The organism is Gulosibacter molinativorax (assembly GCF_003010915.2).
In the GTDB taxonomy this organism is placed as follows: domain Bacteria; phylum Actinomycetota; class Actinomycetes; order Actinomycetales; family Microbacteriaceae; genus Gulosibacter; species Gulosibacter molinativorax.
This window is the reverse complement of sequence record NZ_CP028426.1, coordinates 264,680-280,672: the sequence shown is the minus strand read 5'-3', so window position 1 is coordinate 280,672 and position 15,993 is coordinate 264,680. Positions and strand designations below refer to the sequence as shown.

Sequence of the window (15,993 nt, the reverse complement as noted above, 5' to 3'; positions counted from 1 at the left end):
GCACCACGCGCTAACGGCCGGCAAAATCAGGCGCCAGTCGGCCTGCCTCGGCGCCGCGTTCATACCGTGACGAGCGGTGCGAGCTGTTCATACGTCGTATCCCCGATGCCGCTGACTTGCTTCAGCTCCTCGATCGAGGTGAAGCCGCCGTTGAGCTCGCGAAAGTCGATGATCCTTTGACTCATTGCCGGGCCGATGCGAGGGAGTGTCTCGAGCTCCGCCGAGCTTGCGGTGTTGATGTTGACCAGGCCGCCGCTGGAACCGCCGCTCGAGCCGCCGCCACCGCTCGAACCGCCAACAGCTCCCCCGGACCCGCTCGCATCCCCGGCACCCGGCTCGGCAGCCACGTCGGAGACTGCAGGCGGCGTCTCCCCCACCTTCGGCACGTAGATCTGCTCGCCGTCAATCGCGGGCCGGGCGAGGTTGATCTGGGCGGTATCCGCCTCATCCTGCAGTCCACCGGCCGCCGTGATCGCATCGACCACGCGAGCGTTCGGCCCCAGCTCGTACACGCCCGGCGATACGACGGCCCCGAGCACGTGGACGAGCGTTCCGGAAGTCGGCACCTCGACTGCAGTCTCAGCCGCCGACTCGGGTGCCGCAGTCGACGTCGGGGAAGGCGTCGGCATCGCCGCGTCCGAGGGCACGCCAATCGCTGAACGGGGCTGCAGCGCCAGCATGAGCACGACCACGGCGCAGGCGACGAGCCCGAGCACCACCGCGGCGCCAGCGCCGACCTTGATCCGCGGGCGCTGCGGTTCCGCGAAGAGCCGAGCCAGCTCCTCGTCACTCGCCTTCGTGATCTCTTCCACGCGGGCAATGTAGCGAGCCGTGCGGTGAAGGTCGTCGGGATCACGTCATGGCTGTGCGTAACCCGCTATCCACAGCCGTCATCGCGACCACCCAGGCCAACGAGCGCGCTCCAGCAAATCCGGCAGGATGCGCCATCACAGTCACACGCGACACGCACATATGCAGACCTAGGCACCCACGCGGCGCGCACCTACACCGCGGCGTACCGATCCCGCAGACCCTCCCAACCGACCGCCATCGCATCCATCCCGACGACCCGGCCGACGGCCTCGCCGTCGAGCTGCAGCGAGAGGACGGCGAAGCACACGTGCCAGCCCGCGGCCGTCATCGCGGCCATTTCGCGGGAGTCGAATTCCTGCTCCAAGACGAGCGTCACGCCGCCCTCGACCGCATCGACGCGCCAACTGACCTGCCCGTCGCCCCAGCGGTGCCGGAGTTCCTCGCCCGCGACCACGCTAAGCACCGAGGCATCAACCGGCTCGTCCTCCGGGTTCTCGTGCGATACCGCGGGTCCGACCGCCGATAGCGGCCGGTCCGGCACGATCGGCGACCAGCCCGCGAGCACGGCCGGCTCCGTGATTGCGGCCCAGACCTCGTCTCGCGTGTGCGCAAGTGGCAGCGTCATGTGGAGCGATAGCCCGTTCGGTGCATCCTGAATCGTCGCCGTCACCGGCAGCGAGCCGATCGCTTCGGACACTCGTTCGCGTGTGTGATCGTCGATCATGGCCCCTCCATCGTCTGTCTGGCGCCGAAATATCCGGCCCGGCCACGATACGCAAACGGCGTGGTAGTGAGCCGAAAGCGACCCGCTGCCACGCCAAGAAGCGTCGGCCGATTAGCCCGATTAACCCTTCACGACCACGTTCACGAACTTCGGCGCCTTCGCGATGATCTTCACGATCTCCTTGCCCTCGATGTTGCGCTGCGCGCCCTGCGTCTCGAGCGCGAGCTGCTTGAACGTCTCCTCGTCGATGTCGGGCGCGACATCGAACGAGTCGCGCACCTTGCCGTTGATCTGCACCACGGCGGTGACGGAGTCCTCTACGAGCAGCGCCGGGTCGGCCACCGGCCATTCGACCAGGGCGACCGAGGGCTCGTGCCCGAGCTTCGCCCACATCTCCTCGGCAACGTACGGCGCAAACATGTCGAGCATCATCGCGACCGTCTCGGTCGCCTCGCGCACGGCGGGATCGGCCGCACCAACACCACCGTCGATCGCCTTCCGCGTCGCGTTCGTGAGTTCCATGAGGCGCGCAATCATCACGTTGTACTTGAACGTCTCGCCGAGCTTCGGCACCTCATCGAGCACACGCGCGGTGACGCGACGCAGGTCGCTGTTGCCGGATGCGAAATCAGCGCCGGGCTCAGAGGTCACGTCGTCCGCGAGTCGCCACGCGCGGGCGAGGAACTTCCCGGAGCCCGAGACCGACACATCCGCCCAGTCGACGTCCTCCTCAGGAGGCGAGGCGAAGAGCATCGTGGTGCGCACCGCATCCACCCCGTGTTCGTTGAGCTCGTCGCCGAGCTTGATGAAGTTGCCCTTCGACTTCGACATCTTCGCGCCGTTCAGCACGACCATGCCCTGGTTGAGCAGCGCGGTAAACGGCTCGGTGAAGGAGACGTAGCCGAGGTCGTAGAGCACCTTCGTGATGAAGCGCGCGTAAAGCAGGTGCAGGATCGCGTGCTCCACACCGCCGATGTACTGGTCAACCGGAGCCCACTTCGCGAGCTCCTCCTGGTCGAACGCCACCTCGTCGTTCTTCGGTGATAGGAAGCGCAGGAAGTACCAGGACGAGTCGACGAACGTGTCCATCGTGTCGGTGTCGCGCACCGCGGGGCGGCCATCGGGCGTCGTCGTGGTCTTCCACTCGGTCGCGGCGCCGAGGGGCGAAGAGCCCTTGGGCTTGAGGTCGAGGCCAGCACCGTCGGGCAGGCGCACCGGCAGCTCCGACTCGGGCACGGGCACCTCGTTGCCATCCTCGTCGTAGACGATCGGGATGGGCGTGCCCCAGTAACGCTGGCGCGAGATGAGCCAGTCGCGCAGACGGTAGTTCTTCGCCGCACGGCCGGTGCCACGCTCGCCGAGGAGCTCGATCGCCTTCGCGATCGCCGCATCCTTCGTGAGCCCGTCAAGTTCGCCGGAGTTGCTGAGCTGGCCGTCGCCCGCGAGCGCCACGCCGGTCACGGCCGGGTCGTATTCGACACCCTCTTCGGGGTCGACCGGCTCGACCACAACCTGAATCGGCAAGTCGAAGGCGCGCGCGAAGTCGAGGTCGCGCTGGTCGTGCGCGGGCACGGCCATAATCGCACCGTGGCCGTAGTCGGCGAGCACGTAGTCGGAGGTCCAGATCGGCAGCCGCGAGCCGTCCAGCGGGTTGATGCCGTAGCGCTCGAGGAACACGCCAGTCTTCGGACGATCCGCGTTCTGGCGGTCGATCGCACCCATCGACTGCGTCTCGACGAGATACTCGCGGAAGCGCTCCTGGGTTTCGGCGGATGCGGTGGCAGCGAGTTCCTCCGCGAGGTCACTATCCGGAGCGACCACCATGAAGGTCGCGCCATAGAGCGTGTCGGGGCGGGTCGTGAAGACCGAGACGGGTTCGTCGCGGCCCTCGATCGCGAACTCGACGTCGGCGCCGTACGAGCGACCGATCCAGTTGCGCTGCATCGTGAGGACCTTGTGCGGCCACTTGCCCTCGAGTGCGTCGAGGTCCTCGAGCAGCCGGTCGGCGTAGTCGGTGATGCGCAGGAACCACTGGGTCAGCTTCTTCTTGACGACGATCGCGCCCGAGCGCTCGCTCGTGCCGTCGGCGAGGACCTGCTCGTTTGCGAGCACGGTCTGGTCGACCGGGTCCCAGTTAACGCTGGATTCCTTGCGGTATGCGAGGCCCTTCTCGTACATCTTGAGGAAGAGCCATTGGTTCCACTTGTAGTACTCGGGGTCGGAGGTGTGGAGCACCCGGCTCCAGTCGAAACTCGCGGCATAGCGTTGCATCGAGTCACGCTGCTGGGCAATGTTCTCGTAGGTCCATTCTCGGGGGTCGCCGCCACGCTTGATCGCGGCATTCTCGGCAGGCAGTCCGAAGGAGTCCCAGCCGATCGGGTGCAGCACCTGGAAGCCGCGGTGGCGCCAGTAGCGCGCGACCGCGTCGCCGAGCGCGTACTGCTCCGCGTGCCCCATGTGCAGATCGCCCGAGGGGTACGGGAACATGTCCAGCACGTACTTCCGGGGGCGGTCGTCCTCGTTCTTCGAGGTATTAAAGGGGTCGAGCTCGTCCCAGATCGGACGCCATTTTGCCTCGAGGCGGCGGAAATCGTACGTGTCCTCGGGCTGGACGTCGTCTCGTTCAACGGTCACTGCGGTTCTTCTTTCGACGAAAGCGGCTTTCGGCAGGTGCGGATGCAACCTCCCCAGTTTAGCGAGGAGGCGACACGGATGCGCGGGGCCGAGATTCGGGTGGGGTCAGCGGATGCGCGGGGCCCAGATTCGGGTGGGGTCAGCGGATGCGCGTCCCGAGGTCAAGCTCGTCAATCACGTCCCCGAGTCGGGCACGATCCGCATCCCCGAGCCCCAGGATCGGATGCGGGAGGCTGCGCTGTGGGACGAGGCCAAGGTGCTCCGCGAGCGCCGCCGTGACGCGGTAGCTGCCGTGCGCGCCGAAGAGGTCCCACAGCGGTTGCAGGCGCGCGGATTCGACCTCGGCGAGAGCGGCATCGCCCGCGAGCGCGGCACGCGTAATCTCGAGCGCAGGCTGCGGCAGGGTGCCGCCGATCACCGAGAACCAGGAGTCGGCGCCCGCGTTCATCGCCGCGGCGGCACGGTTGTCCCCCGAGATACCAATACGGATGTGTTCGGGCACGGCCGCGCGAATCGTCGCGATCCGGCCTGCCACCTCGTCGGCGGGTGGCGGTGGAATCTTGATCGCGGCGACGTTCGGCAGCGCGGCGATTCGCGCGTAGAGGTCGGTCGAAAAGGTGAAGTGCGTGGTGCCGGGGTTGTCGTACACGACAAGCGGCACCGAGAGCCCGGCCGTGACCCGCTCATAAAGTGCAAACACGTCGTCCCCGGTGAGCGCTTGATAGCTCACGGGAGCCAACAGCACCGCGTCGGCGCCCGCCTCCTGCGCATCCTCCGCGAGCGCCTGCACGTGTGAGGTGCGGGTCGCGCCGATGCCGACAATGGCTGGGACTTCCCCCGCCTCCTCGACCGTGGCTATTGCCACCTGCCGCCGCTCTTCACGGTCAAGGTAGGCATAGGAGCCGGTCGACCCGAGGGCGCCGATGGCATCCACCCCGGCGGCCGCGAGCCGCGAGATGATGCGACGGTATGCATCCTCGTCGATCGAGTCTTCGCGAAGTGGCGTCAGTGGGAAGGCAATCATTCCGGTGAACATGCGTCACATCCTGGCAGGCAGGCCTGCCAAGCGAACTGTTTCCCCGCACAACGCTGGCCGGCGCGGCTCGGCTGCTTGCACCGCGTTTTCCCCTCGAATAGGCTGTCACTGAGCAATCGTCCGTGCTCCAGTCGTTTCGGCCCGACTACGGATGTGGCCCCCGCCTTGAGTGCTACGGCACGCGGGGGCCGCTCTCACCTCCGCCGCCTCTTCTCGGCCGTGCATACCGTCGACGGTCACCGTCTTGATTCTGGAGTGCAGGGCGCGGGTGAGGTATTCACCACCGCCGACCGTGAGCTGTCGGTAGAGGGCGTAGGAGACGATGTCTGGCGCCCACAGGAGCTGCTCGTCGGCGGGAGACGCCCAGAACACGCGATCGTTGCGACCGATGTGCCCCGCCTTGCGCAGCTGCTTGACGGTGCGCTCATCGGCAGATCGCACCGACGCCCGGTGGCGTTCCTCAGCCACGACGAGGTCAAGTTGCGGCGCGTGGGTGCCGGCAAACAGCGTCGCGAAGAGTCGCGCCATGCATTCCGACCGCGCCACCTCCGCATTCGCATCCTCCGCCGACACCGGCGCCTTCACCGCGACCAAGGAAACCGTGCCGCGCGGACCATGCGCCACATGCTCGATGAGCCGACGCAGCCTCGCTCGCCCCGCCGGGCTGCGATTCGCCTCGCTAGAGCGCCAGAAGTCGCCGCCGACCAGCTCGCGGAGACCGGAACGAATCGCATCCGCCTCGGCGAATGGCGCGACGAAGGCGGTGAGCAAATAAAACGGCTGGCTCCCGGCCCACCCGCGACGCTCCAGTGCGGCAGGGGCGAGGTAGCTCTCGTCGACGAATGCGACGTGGGAGGACTTCGATTGCGCATACGCGCGCTCCAGTAGCGGCCGACGGACTTCACGAGCTGAGCTGGTGACCACGGGATACCTCCGGAGCGAGCCGCACGAGCAACATTCGAACGAATTATCGAAAGTCTGCCAGCGGCCTCCGACATCGCGCGTCGACCGCGGCCCCAGCCACCGAGCCACCCGGCCCCGAGCCACCGAAACTGTTCAGGTTTCGCTTTTAAGCTGCAGGGATGGTCAATAATCTGCTCGACTGGTTGATTGGCGCCGTGCAGCAGATGAACCCGGTTCTCGTCGTATTGGTGGCCGGACTCGCGATCATGCTCGAGACGAGCATCCTTATCGGGCTCGTCATTCCTGGCGACTCCGTGCTGCTCGTCGCCTCCACCGCGGTCACGAGCTGGGGCATGTGGGGTGGACTTGTAGCGGCGGCGATTGTCGGTGCGCTCATCGGTGAATCGCTCGGCTACTGGCTCGGGCGGCTCCTCGGTGAGCCGATCAAGAAATCCTGGCTCGGCCGAAAGATTGGCGCGAGGAACTGGCAGGCCGCGGAGAACTTCCTCCAGAATCGCGGTGGCCTCGCGGTCTTCGTATCCCGTTTCCTCCCCGTGCTGCACTCGATCGTGCCGGCCACGGCCGGCATCGCCGGGATGCGGTATCGCACGTTCATGAAATGGACCGCGCCAGCGTGCATCATCTGGGCATTCGCCTACGTCTCGGTGGGCGCCGCGGCGACCGCGAGCTACCAGCAGCTCAGCTCGCAGCTGAGCTGGGCGGGCTATATCTTCATCGCCATCATCGGTGTCTTCCTCTTCATCGTGTGGCTCGGCAAACGGTGGCTCGGCCGCCGCTTCTCCGAGGACATCGAGGAGTCCGACGGCATCGAGAAGTCCGACGGCATCGAGAAGTCGGACCACTAAGCGCCCTCTCGAGATCGCGGTCTAACCTGAGCGTGTGTGCGGCAGGTTTGTAGTGGCAAGGGCGAGCGCGGATCTCGCGGTGGAGCTCGACATTGAGCAGGTTCCGGAAGAACCGATCCCGGAGTCCTATAACGTCGCGCCGACCAACCGCATCCCCCTCGTCGTCGAGTCAAAGGGCATCCGCCGACTCGAGCTCGCGCGCTGGGGGCTCGTCCCGCGCTGGGCAAAGGACATCTCGGTGGGCGTGCGGGCGATCAACGCGCGCAGCGAGACCGCCGCGTCGAAGCCGACGTTTCGGGATGCGGTCGTCAAGCGCCGTGGGGTCATCCCTGTCGACGGCTACTACGAGTGGCGCAAGCGAGCTGACGGCACCAAGCAGCCGTACTTCATCTACCCCGAGGACCGCTCGTTGATGCTGTTCGCCGGGCTCTACGAGTGGTGGCGCACGCCCGAGGATGAGTGGCTGCTTTCCGCGACCATCCTCACCCGCGACTCCGCCGGCGACGAGATGAAGAATCTGCACGATCGCATGCCGGTCTTTATGACGAAGCAGGATGTGCCGACGTGGCTTGCCGAGGACACTCCGGGCGATCAGCAGCTCGTGTCGGACTTTGCCGATCGGGCCGCAACGGTCGCGCGGTCGCTCACGATGCATCCCGTAGACCGTCGAGTTGGGAACGTTCGGGAGTCTGGCCAAGATTTGGTTTCCCCAGTCGTGGAAGACTGATTGGGTGAATCCGAAGCACCGCCCACGCCGCACCCTTGGCGAGCTCATCGCGAGCATCCCGTTCATTCGTGTCTTCGTCAATAATGCTTTCCGAGTCGAGGACTCGATCAAGCGGTTTCGGATGCGTCGGGCACGGGAACGCGGGCACCTCGAAGTTGTCGAGACGTACACGGGCATTGGCTCGAACACGCGAGTGCGGGTACTCGGCCGCGTGCAGATGATCCCGGCTGCCCTCCGACGCACCGGCCGGCGGCGTTTCCCAACGCTCCTCTTGCGGCGGAATAAGGAACAGCTCGTGCGCGGCTGGCGCAGCTTCGTGCGTGTCGCGGTGCCCTATAGCCAGGTGACCGTGCACATCAACGGCTCAACCCACCAGTTCGAGTCGGACCGCGGCGGCATCATCGACCAGACGATCGAGGTGAACCTCGAACCGGGCTGGCACACCATCCATCTCGAGAGCGTCGACGGGCAAATCTCCGAGGCGCCGGTGTTCATCAAGCCAAAGGAACAGCGCTACGGCATCGTGTCGGATATCGACGACACCGTGATGGTGACCTCGCTTCCCCGCCCGCTCCTCGCGGCGTGGAATACGTTCGTGCTCGACGAGCACGCGCGTGTGGCGGTGCCTGGCATGAACGTTTTGTACCAGCGCCTCGTCTCGAAATTCGGGCAAGAGACCACGCCGGTCGTCTACCTCTCGACCGGGTCGTGGAACGTCGCGCCGACGCTCAATCGCTTTCTCGGACGAAATCTCTACCCGTTCGGCCCGCTGCTGCTGACCGACTGGGGGCCGGTACCGCAGCGCCTTTTCCGCTCGGGCACCGACCACAAGCGCGCGAACTTGCGCCGCCTCGCCGAAGACTTCCCCGACGTGAAATGGCTGCTCATCGGCGATGACGGCCAGCACGATGAGAAGCTCTACGGCGAGTTCGCCCGCGACTTTCCCGACTCCGTACTCGCCATCGCGATTCGCCAGCTGTCGAACACCGAGTCGGTGCTCGCCGGTGGCCGCGCGAGCACCTCGGCGCGCTGGCGTCGGCACCACCGCAACGTGCCGTGGGTGCACGGCCCGAACGGCGCGAAACTCATCCAAGAACTCGCACGCATCGGCATCCTTGATCCGGACCCCGCGGCCGCCGAGCTGGTTGGCCTCTCCGAGTCGCTCGCGAACACGTCACGGGCCGTCCCCTTCCCGCCAGCCGAGGTTGAGCACGAGTACAAGCTGGAGCTCGACCAGGCGCACGAGCCGGACCACGCGTCAGGCGCCACCGAGGCCCGGTAGCCGCAGCGTAAACCTGGTCTGCCCGGGCTCGCTCTCCGCGCGAATCTCGCCGCCGTGCGCCGTCGCGATCGCCTGACTAATCGCGAGCCCAAGCCCGGTCGACCCAGTGCCGCCAGACCCCTCGGCCCCTCGTTCGCGCGCGGTGTCGCCGCGCACGAAGCGCCCGAAGATGCTCGGCATCACGTCGGGATCGATCCCCGGCCCGTTGTCGGTCACACTGACCTCAAGCGCGCCTTCGTCGCGCCGCGTCGACACCGTGACGGTCGTCCCCGCGGGGGTGTGGGTGCCGGCATTGCGCAGCAGGTTTGCGAGCACCTGGTGCAGTCGCAGGGCGTCCCCGTGCACCAGGAGTTCTTCGGGTTCAGCATCGAGCACCCACTCGTGGTCTGGATGCGTGGCCTGCGCATCTGCGATCGCATCCAGCACGATTCGGGTGAGATCCGTCTCATCGAGCCGTAGCTGCTGCCCCGCATCCAGCCGCGCGAGGAGCAGCAGGTCCTCGACGAGGTCGGTCATCCGCACCGACGCCGAGTTGATCCGCTCGAGTGAGCGCTGCTGCGATTCGTCGAGGTTCGCGTCCCCGCGCTGAACCAGCTCGGAATAGCCACGGATTGCGGCGAGCGGCGTACGAAGCTCGTGGCTCGCATCCGCCACAAACTGCCGCAGCCGCCGTTCGCTTTGCTCGCGGGCGACCAGCGCATCCTCGACGCTATCGAGGAGGTGATTGAGCGCGGAACCGACCTGCCCGACCTCGGTGCGAGGATCGGTGTCGACCTCGGGCACCCGATCTGGGATCGTGCCCTCGCCCGCCGCCAGCGGCCGCGCGGACACCTTCACTGCGGTCGATGCCACCCGGCCGAGCGGGCGCAGCGCCCGGCTCACGAGGTTGGATGCGAACAGCGCGAACAGGGCGATCGCGATGGCGGCAACGATCGCATACACGATCATGAGGTTTCGCGTGGTTGCTTGGGCGTCGGATGCGTCCAGCCCGGCGATCACTACAAGTCGCGTTCCGCTCGCATCGGTCAGCGTCTCGGACTGCACGCGCATCGCCCCGAGTCCCGGCACCGAGACGGTCTTCGGCGCGGCCTCCACCTGCTTCACCACGGCGACCGCCTGTGACTGTGTGAGGGTCGTGACCGCGCCATCCTCGCCGGTGTACTCGGCGCGAATCACCTGGCCGTCGAGCGCCATCAGCACGAGCGTGCCGAGCCTCGATTCGTGCTGGCTGCCGCCCACCGCATCCCCGAAATTACCGTCCGGCGGCGGGTTCGTGAACTGCGCCCGCAGCGACTGCGCAAGCTGATCGTCGAGCCGATCGAACTGATCCCGGTGCAGCGCCGTCACCGAGAACGCGCCCACGACGATCGCAAACAGCGCGAGCAGCCCGACGAAGCTCAGCACGAGCTTGCGGCGCAGCGTCATCGGCCGCCTCGCGGGCTTCTCGGACTTCTCGGACTTCGGGGGCTTCGGCGACTGGCTCATGCTTCCTCGCGGATCGTGTATCCGACGCCGCGAACCGTGTGGATGAGCGGTGCCCCGTTCGAGTCGATTTTCTTGCGAAGATAGGAAATATAGAGCTCGACGATGCTCGACTTCCCGCCGAAGTCGTAGCCCCACACCTCGTCAAGCAGCTGGCTCTTCGAGAGCACGTGTCGGGGATTTTTCATGAGGTAACGCAGCAGCTCGAACTCGGTCGAGGTAAGCGTGATCCGCTCACCGCTGCGGAAGACCTCGTAGGTGTCCTCGTTCAGCTCGAGATCGGCGACTCGCAGGATGTGCTCGTCTTCTGCCGACAGCACCTTGATGTGGCGACGCACGAGGGCCCGAAGCCGCACCACCACCTCTTCGAGGCTGAACGGCTTGGTGACGTAGTCGTCCCCGCCCTCCGCGATTCCCGCGATCCGGTCATCGAGGTCTTCCTTCGCGGTGAGAAAGAGCACCGGGGTGTCATCTTTCGCATCTCGGAGCCGCCGCAGCACCTCCATACCGTCGATGCCGGGCATCATGATGTCGAGCACGATGATGTCGGGCACGAACTCCCGCACCGCGTCGAGCGCCTGCCTGCCGGTGGCCGCGACGCGCACCTCCCAGCCCTCGGCGCGGAGCGTCATCCGCAGGAGGTCGGCGAGGTATTCCTCATCGTCAGCCACGAGCGCTCGGATCGGGGTGCCGTCCGGTCTGCTCATGGGCGTGGGTACGGGACTCATGGCCTTATTCAACATCATGTGCCATTGCGCATCCTCTTCCTATGACTGCGCTATGGCCGGGCTGTGAACGCGATCGGCACGGTTGAAACCGAGTCCACAGCAACCGGTACTGGTGACTTTTTCGAGTATGTCGTAGGCTCAACCTAGCTTCTTTCTCGAACATCCATTCGAGAACCATGGAGGGGCTTGACCATGATTGTGAGCGAACCCATTGAAGTCGACCTCTCGTCGGACGGGGCGCCTGTGCGCTTCATCTGGCGGAGCGTCTGGTACGGCGTCACGAGCGCGCCTGAGCCGTGGCTCGGGCGCACGGCGTGGTGGCATTCGGCCGCCCGCGCCCCACGCGGCGGGGGTGTCCCGCTCGAACGCGAAATGTGGCGGGTGGATGCCGTGCCGCTGCAGGGCACGCGGGTTCGGCTCGACGGCAGCTTCGATCTCACGCGCCTGCCCGACGGCAGTTGGCAGCTCGCCGAAGCGTGGGATGACGAATTGGAAATGAGGTTATTCGCCTGACATGAGCGTGTTCCCGCACCTGCACGTCGCCTCGGCGCACTCCAACCACTACGGCACGGCACGGCCCGAAGAGCTCGTCGCCCGGGTCGCAGAATGGGGTGCGACCGAAGCGGCGATCACCGATCGCGACGGCCTCTACGGCGCGGTCCGGCACATCCGTGCCTGCATCAGTGCGGGAATTGCACCCGTCGTCGGGGTCGACCTCGCGCTGCGCTCGGCTGAGGGAATCACGACGGATGCCCGGGTCACGGTGCTCGCGCACGGCAGTGATGCGCTGGGCTCGAACGCGGGGCTCGGGTGGGCGGCCCTGTGCCGACTCATCTCGGCCGCGCACGTGCCGCCGCGCAAAGCGAGCGCGACGGCGAAGCGCGAGCACCGCGCCTCCCTCGAGCCGAGGCGGTTCGCGCCCTTCCTCCTTGCCGAGACCGAACAGCAAGGTGCAGGGCGAGACGGTAGCGAGCAGCTCGGCACCGTCCTGCTCGGGCCGCACTCCGACGTCGGCCGCGCCCTCGCCGCAGGCCACAAGGAGCGCGCCCGCGAGCGCCTCGGGCAGTGGCAGCGGCGCCTGCGCGGCGCGATCGCCGTCGAGATCGTCTGCCACCTCACCGAGCCGGGGACGAGCGCATCCCTCTCGCACGCCGCCGCGATGCTCGAGCTCGCGCACGACGTGCGGGTACCCGCCGTCCTCACGAATCAGGCGCGCTATCTCGAGCCCGACGACGCGGTCACCGGGGATGTCCTCGACGCCGCCGAGGCGCTCAAGCCCCTCGGCGAATTTCAGCCCCAGCCAAACGGTCAGGCGTGGCTCAAACCGCCCGAGCGGATGCGCGCCCTCGCCGATCTCATCGTCTCCCGCACATCCCTCGGCTCGGCCGCGCGCGAACGCCTGCTCGGGCAGACCGCCGAGCTCGCGGCCCGCTGCCGGCTCGACCCGGAGCTGGATGTGCGCTGGCGCCAGCCGAAGGTGCCCGAGCAGGGCGTGCTCGGCATCACCGGCGATAGCGACCGCGTGCTGCGAAACCGCTGCCTCGCGGCGCTCAACGAACGCTTCGACTCCCCCGTCGGCGCCCAGCGCGAGACGCTCGAGCGCAGGCTCTACCAGGAGCTCGACACGATCTCGGGGTTCGGCTTCGCGACCTATTTCCTCGCGGTCGCGAACGTCTCCGAGCTCATCCGCGACATGGGCATCCGCAATCAGGCGCGCGGCTCGGGCGCCTCGAGCCTCGTGAACTACCTCCTGCGCGTCTCCAACGTGAACCCGATCGAGCATGACCTCGTGTTCGAGCGCTTCCTCGGCAACAAGCGCTCGACCCTGCCCGATATCGATATCGACGTCGAGTCCGACCGCCGCCACGAGATCTACCGCGCGATCTTCAACCGCTACGGCAGCGAGCGCGTCACGCTGCTGTCAATGCACTCGACCTACCGAGCGCGCGGGGCGGCACGCGACGCCGGCCTCGCGCTCGGGCTCGAGGACCACCGCGTCGACGAGATCGCGAAGTCGCTCTGGCGCTTCAACGCGGGCCAGTTCCGCGAGGTGCTCGCCGAGAAGCCCGAGCTTGCCGAGCTCGCCGAGAAGGCGCAGACCGACCGCGACCTTAACCTACTCATCGACCTCGCCGAGCGGCTCGATCGCCTCCCCCGCCACCTCTCGATGCATCCGTGCGGCGTGCTGCTCGGCGACGCGACTATGCTCTCGACCACCCCGGTGCAGCCGAGTGGCATCGGCCTGCCGATGAGCCAGTACGACAAGGACGACATCGACGACATGGGCCTGCTCAAGCTCGATGTGCTCGGGGTGCGGATGCAGTCCTCCCTCGCGTACGCGGTCAAGGAGGTCGAGCGGGTGCACGGCGCCCAGGCCGCGGTGCGCGGCGGGCTCAGCCCCGACGTGTCCTACGTCTCCCCGACCGGCCACATCGTCCTCGATGAGATTCCCAAGGACGACGAGCGCACGTTCGAGGCGATCCGCTCGACCCACACGCTCGGGATGTTCCAGATCGAGTCGCCCGGCCAGCGCGAGCTCATCGGCAAGATGCAGCCCGACGTGTACGAGGACCTCATCGCCGATATCTCGCTGTTCCGGCCCGGCCCGATGAAAGGCAACATGGTCGGACCCTTCCTCGACGTGAAGCACGGCTTCGCCTCGCCGAAGTGGCTGCACCCCGATTTCCGCCCGTTCCTGCACGAGACCTACGGCGTCGTCGTCTATCACGAGCAGGTGCTGCGCATTTTCCACGCGTGCATGGGCATCAGCCTCGCCGAGGCCGACGAGCTGCGCCGGCGCATGGAGCGCTCCGCCGAGGGCATCGAGGAACAGTTCCGCGCGAAGACCTCTCGGAACCTGGATGCGTCGGGCAAGCGGAAGTTCACCGACCGGCAGATCGACGAGATCTGGGATGTGCTGAAGGGCTTCGGCTCCTTCGGCTTCTGCAAGGCGCACGCCGCGGCCTTCGCGCTGCCGACCTGGCAGAGCGCGTGGCTGAAGACGCACTACCCCGCCGAGTTCTTCGCGGGGCTCCTGACCCACGATCCGGGGATGTATCCCAAGCGGCTGCTACTCGGCGACGCGCGCAGAATCGGGGTGCCCATCCTGCCTGTCGACGTGCAGGTCTCAACCGAACACTTCGTCGTCGAGCGCGTCCGGAACACCCCGCCGGGGTGGGCGACGCGCACAGGCGACCTCGGCATCCGCCTCGCCCTCGCGGAGATTCGGGGGATGAATGAGGCCGAGCGCAAGCGCATCATCGCCGAGGCGCCCTATGAGAGCCTCGGCGATTTCCTCACCCGGGCGAGGCCGTCGCGCCCGCTCGCGGAGCGGCTCGCGCTCATCGGCGCGCTCGACACGCTCGAGCCGGGGCACCCGACCAGGGGCGAGCTGCTCGCCGCGATCCGCCGCCGGCCCCGCATCCGCCCGAAGCCCGCGGCCCCCGATGCGCTCGAGCTCCCACTCACGCTGGGACACCACGGCCACGCGCCGGTCGAGCACACCGGCGAGCCCGAGCTCACGTCGCGCGAACGCATGCAGGCCGAGCTCGATGTCCTCGCGCTCGACCTCTCCGAGCACGTCATCGACAGCTATCGGCCGCTGCTCGACGAACTCGGGGTCACCCCCGCGGGCGAGCTGCTCGGGATGCGCGGGGGCACCGAGGTGACCGTCGCCGGCGTGCGGGTCGCGACCCAGACCCCGCCGATGCGCTCGGGCAAGCGGGTCGTGTTCATCAGCGTCGACGACGGCACGGGCTGCGCCGACGCGACCTTCTTCGAGGATGCGCAAGAGCGCAGCGGCAGCGTGCTCTTCGGCACGCCCCTCCTCCTGATTCAGGGGAAAGTGCGCCGCACGGGCGACCGCGGTGTCTCGGTGCAGGCCGATGCCGCGCAGGATCTCAAGCGGGTGTGGGAGGACTGGTCTTCGATGCGTTCGAGTGTGCTTGCCACTCATCCCACAGGCGAATGATTTCTCGCTCCACCAGCCCGTGGATGCGCGGATCGCTCAAGAGCCGATTGTGGCCAAGCGTGCTCACCGCGCGGTTCGAACCGCCACGCACTTTGCCGCGCAGGCCCACGATCTCGTCGTAGATCGGCGAGATCGCAGAGATTCGGCGGTCCTGCGCATCCATGTGCTCAAGCTCGAGCTGCGCCGGAGTGCCCGGCCGCAGCGTTACGACCTCGCGGGTCAACGGCGTGAGCCCACGCACATACTTCGCCGTCGTCGCGCCGGCGAACGGCGCGGCCAGGGTCACCGCGCCCACCGCGTAGCGAAAGTCCGGGTCATCGAGCAGCACGCGCTTCGCAACCAGCCCACCCTTCGAGTGCGACACAAACACCACGGGTGTGAGGTCGCCGTGGGTGCGCAAGAACCGCTTGACGTGCTCCGCGAGGTATTGCACCGACTTGGTGTTGAGACCAAGCTGCGGCACGACCGCCACTTGAAAGCCACGCTCAACGAGCGCGTCGTTCAGCGGTGTGAGGAACTCCCACGAGGTCAAGAGCCCGGCGAGCGAGACGACCACGGGCTTGGCCGGATCGGCCTCCTCGGGGCGCGCGAGCAGCGTGGCGCGACGGCCAAACAGCTGCCGAGTCACGCGCATCTCGTGCGCGCGCACCTGCCACACCACCCAATAGCTGCTATCGGCGACCGAAGTCCACGCGCGGATCGCCTGACCGCGAGCCTGCCGCCGCCACTTCGGCACCTGTTTCAGGACTTGGAACCCCTGCCACCGCACGAACCGATACCACTGCTTCGCCTCGTGACGCACACTCCGGCGCTTCGGCTTCGCCATTC

General features: G+C 67.1%; 13 protein-coding genes. 5 read left to right on the top strand and 8 right to left on the bottom strand.

Features of this window, described 5'->3' with window-relative positions; translation table 11 throughout:
- Positions 1-59 precede the first annotated feature (59 nt).
- The 5 genes from GMOLON4_RS01455 to GMOLON4_RS01435 all read right to left on the bottom strand — a co-directional run bounded on the left by GMOLON4_RS01455 (position 60) and on the right by GMOLON4_RS01435 (position 6,131).
- A complete protein-coding gene (locus tag GMOLON4_RS01455) occupies positions 60-812 on the bottom strand; it encodes a helix-hairpin-helix domain-containing protein (RefSeq protein WP_245575452.1) in 753 nt (250 codons plus the stop codon).
- A 191-nt stretch (positions 813-1,003) separates the two neighbouring features.
- The gene (locus GMOLON4_RS01450; protein WP_106486584.1) at positions 1,004-1,537 is read right to left on the bottom strand and encodes an SRPBCC domain-containing protein; all 534 of its coding nucleotides are present in this window, start codon (positions 1,535-1,537) and stop codon (positions 1,004-1,006) included.
- A gap of 120 nt (positions 1,538-1,657) precedes the next feature.
- Complete coding sequence (gene leuS / locus GMOLON4_RS01445) at positions 1,658-4,171, bottom strand: leucine--tRNA ligase (protein WP_026936976.1); 2,514 nt, start codon at positions 4,169-4,171, stop codon at positions 1,658-1,660.
- Between the two features lie 139 nt (positions 4,172-4,310).
- Positions 4,311-5,207: a dihydrodipicolinate synthase family protein gene (locus tag GMOLON4_RS01440; RefSeq protein WP_026936975.1), complete on the bottom strand. Its 897-nt coding sequence runs from the start codon at positions 5,205-5,207 to the stop codon at positions 4,311-4,313.
- Positions 5,208-5,312: 105 nt separating this feature from the next.
- Positions 5,313-6,131 (bottom strand): DUF3800 domain-containing protein, encoded by an 819-nt coding sequence (locus tag GMOLON4_RS01435; RefSeq protein ID WP_026936974.1) that lies wholly within the window; start codon positions 6,129-6,131, stop codon positions 5,313-5,315.
- A 158-nt stretch (positions 6,132-6,289) separates the two neighbouring features.
- Here GMOLON4_RS01435 and GMOLON4_RS01430 point away from each other — a divergent pair, with 158 nt between their 5' ends.
- Genes GMOLON4_RS01430 through GMOLON4_RS01420 form a run of 3 tightly spaced genes read left to right on the top strand, consistent with a single transcriptional unit; the run spans position 6,290 to position 8,985 of the window.
- Complete coding sequence (locus tag GMOLON4_RS01430) at positions 6,290-6,976, top strand: DedA family protein (RefSeq protein WP_026936973.1); 687 nt, start codon at positions 6,290-6,292, stop codon at positions 6,974-6,976.
- 52 nt (positions 6,977-7,028) lie between these two features.
- The gene (locus tag GMOLON4_RS01425) at positions 7,029-7,703 is read left to right on the top strand and encodes an SOS response-associated peptidase (protein ID WP_035732840.1); all 675 of its coding nucleotides are present in this window, start codon (positions 7,029-7,031) and stop codon (positions 7,701-7,703) included.
- Between the two features lie 4 nt (positions 7,704-7,707).
- Complete coding sequence (locus tag GMOLON4_RS01420) at positions 7,708-8,985, top strand: App1 family protein (RefSeq protein WP_245575450.1); 1,278 nt, start codon at positions 7,708-7,710, stop codon at positions 8,983-8,985.
- On the opposite strand, the gene GMOLON4_RS01415 is transcribed toward GMOLON4_RS01420, so the two are convergent.
- Complete coding sequence (locus tag GMOLON4_RS01415; RefSeq protein ID WP_051266842.1) at positions 8,962-10,470, bottom strand: sensor histidine kinase; 1,509 nt, start codon at positions 10,468-10,470, stop codon at positions 8,962-8,964. The genes GMOLON4_RS01420 and GMOLON4_RS01415 overlap by 24 nt on opposite strands.
- Positions 10,467-11,195 carry a response regulator transcription factor gene (locus GMOLON4_RS01410; RefSeq protein WP_026936971.1) on the bottom strand — a complete coding sequence of 243 codons (729 nt, stop codon included), beginning with the start codon at positions 11,193-11,195 and terminating at the stop codon, positions 10,467-10,469. The genes GMOLON4_RS01415 and GMOLON4_RS01410 overlap by 4 nt, the downstream gene beginning before the upstream one ends.
- 192 nt (positions 11,196-11,387) lie before the next feature.
- Here GMOLON4_RS01410 and GMOLON4_RS01405 point away from each other — a divergent pair, with 192 nt between their 5' ends.
- A complete protein-coding gene (locus GMOLON4_RS01405; protein WP_026936970.1) occupies positions 11,388-11,708 on the top strand; it encodes a DUF6504 family protein in 321 nt (106 codons plus the stop codon).
- A gap of 1 nt (position 11,709) precedes the next feature.
- The gene (locus GMOLON4_RS01400) at positions 11,710-15,165 is read left to right on the top strand and encodes a DNA polymerase III subunit alpha (protein ID WP_026936969.1); all 3,456 of its coding nucleotides are present in this window, start codon (positions 11,710-11,712) and stop codon (positions 15,163-15,165) included.
- Here the strand turns inward: GMOLON4_RS01400 and GMOLON4_RS01395 are convergent.
- Positions 15,095-15,991, bottom strand: coding sequence for an esterase/lipase family protein (locus GMOLON4_RS01395; RefSeq protein WP_026936968.1), 897 nt, complete (start codon positions 15,989-15,991; stop codon positions 15,095-15,097). The genes GMOLON4_RS01400 and GMOLON4_RS01395 overlap by 71 nt on opposite strands.
- Between the last annotated feature and the right edge of the window lie 2 nt (positions 15,992-15,993).

Excerpts from the sequence above, each read along its gene's own strand:
- GMOLON4_RS01450 (WP_106486584.1), bottom strand. The coding sequence starts at position 1,537 with ATGATCGACGATCACACACGCGAACGAGTGTCCGAAGCGATCGGCTCG.
- GMOLON4_RS01405 (WP_026936970.1), top strand. The coding sequence starts at position 11,388 with ATGATTGTGAGCGAACCCATTGAAGTCGACCTCTCGTCGGACGGGGCG.
- GMOLON4_RS01430 (WP_026936973.1), top strand. The coding sequence starts at position 6,290 with ATGGTCAATAATCTGCTCGACTGGTTGATTGGCGCCGTGCAGCAGATG.
- GMOLON4_RS01400 (WP_026936969.1), top strand. The coding sequence starts at position 11,710 with ATGAGCGTGTTCCCGCACCTGCACGTCGCCTCGGCGCACTCCAACCAC.
- GMOLON4_RS01415 (WP_051266842.1), bottom strand. The coding sequence starts at position 10,470 with ATGAGCCAGTCGCCGAAGCCCCCGAAGTCCGAGAAGTCCGAGAAGCCC.
- GMOLON4_RS01440 (WP_026936975.1), bottom strand. The coding sequence starts at position 5,207 with ATGTTCACCGGAATGATTGCCTTCCCACTGACGCCACTTCGCGAAGAC.
- GMOLON4_RS01395 (WP_026936968.1), bottom strand. The coding sequence starts at position 15,991 with ATGGCGAAGCCGAAGCGCCGGAGTGTGCGTCACGAGGCGAAGCAGTGG.
- GMOLON4_RS01410 (WP_026936971.1), bottom strand. The coding sequence starts at position 11,195 with ATGAGTCCCGTACCCACGCCCATGAGCAGACCGGACGGCACCCCGATC.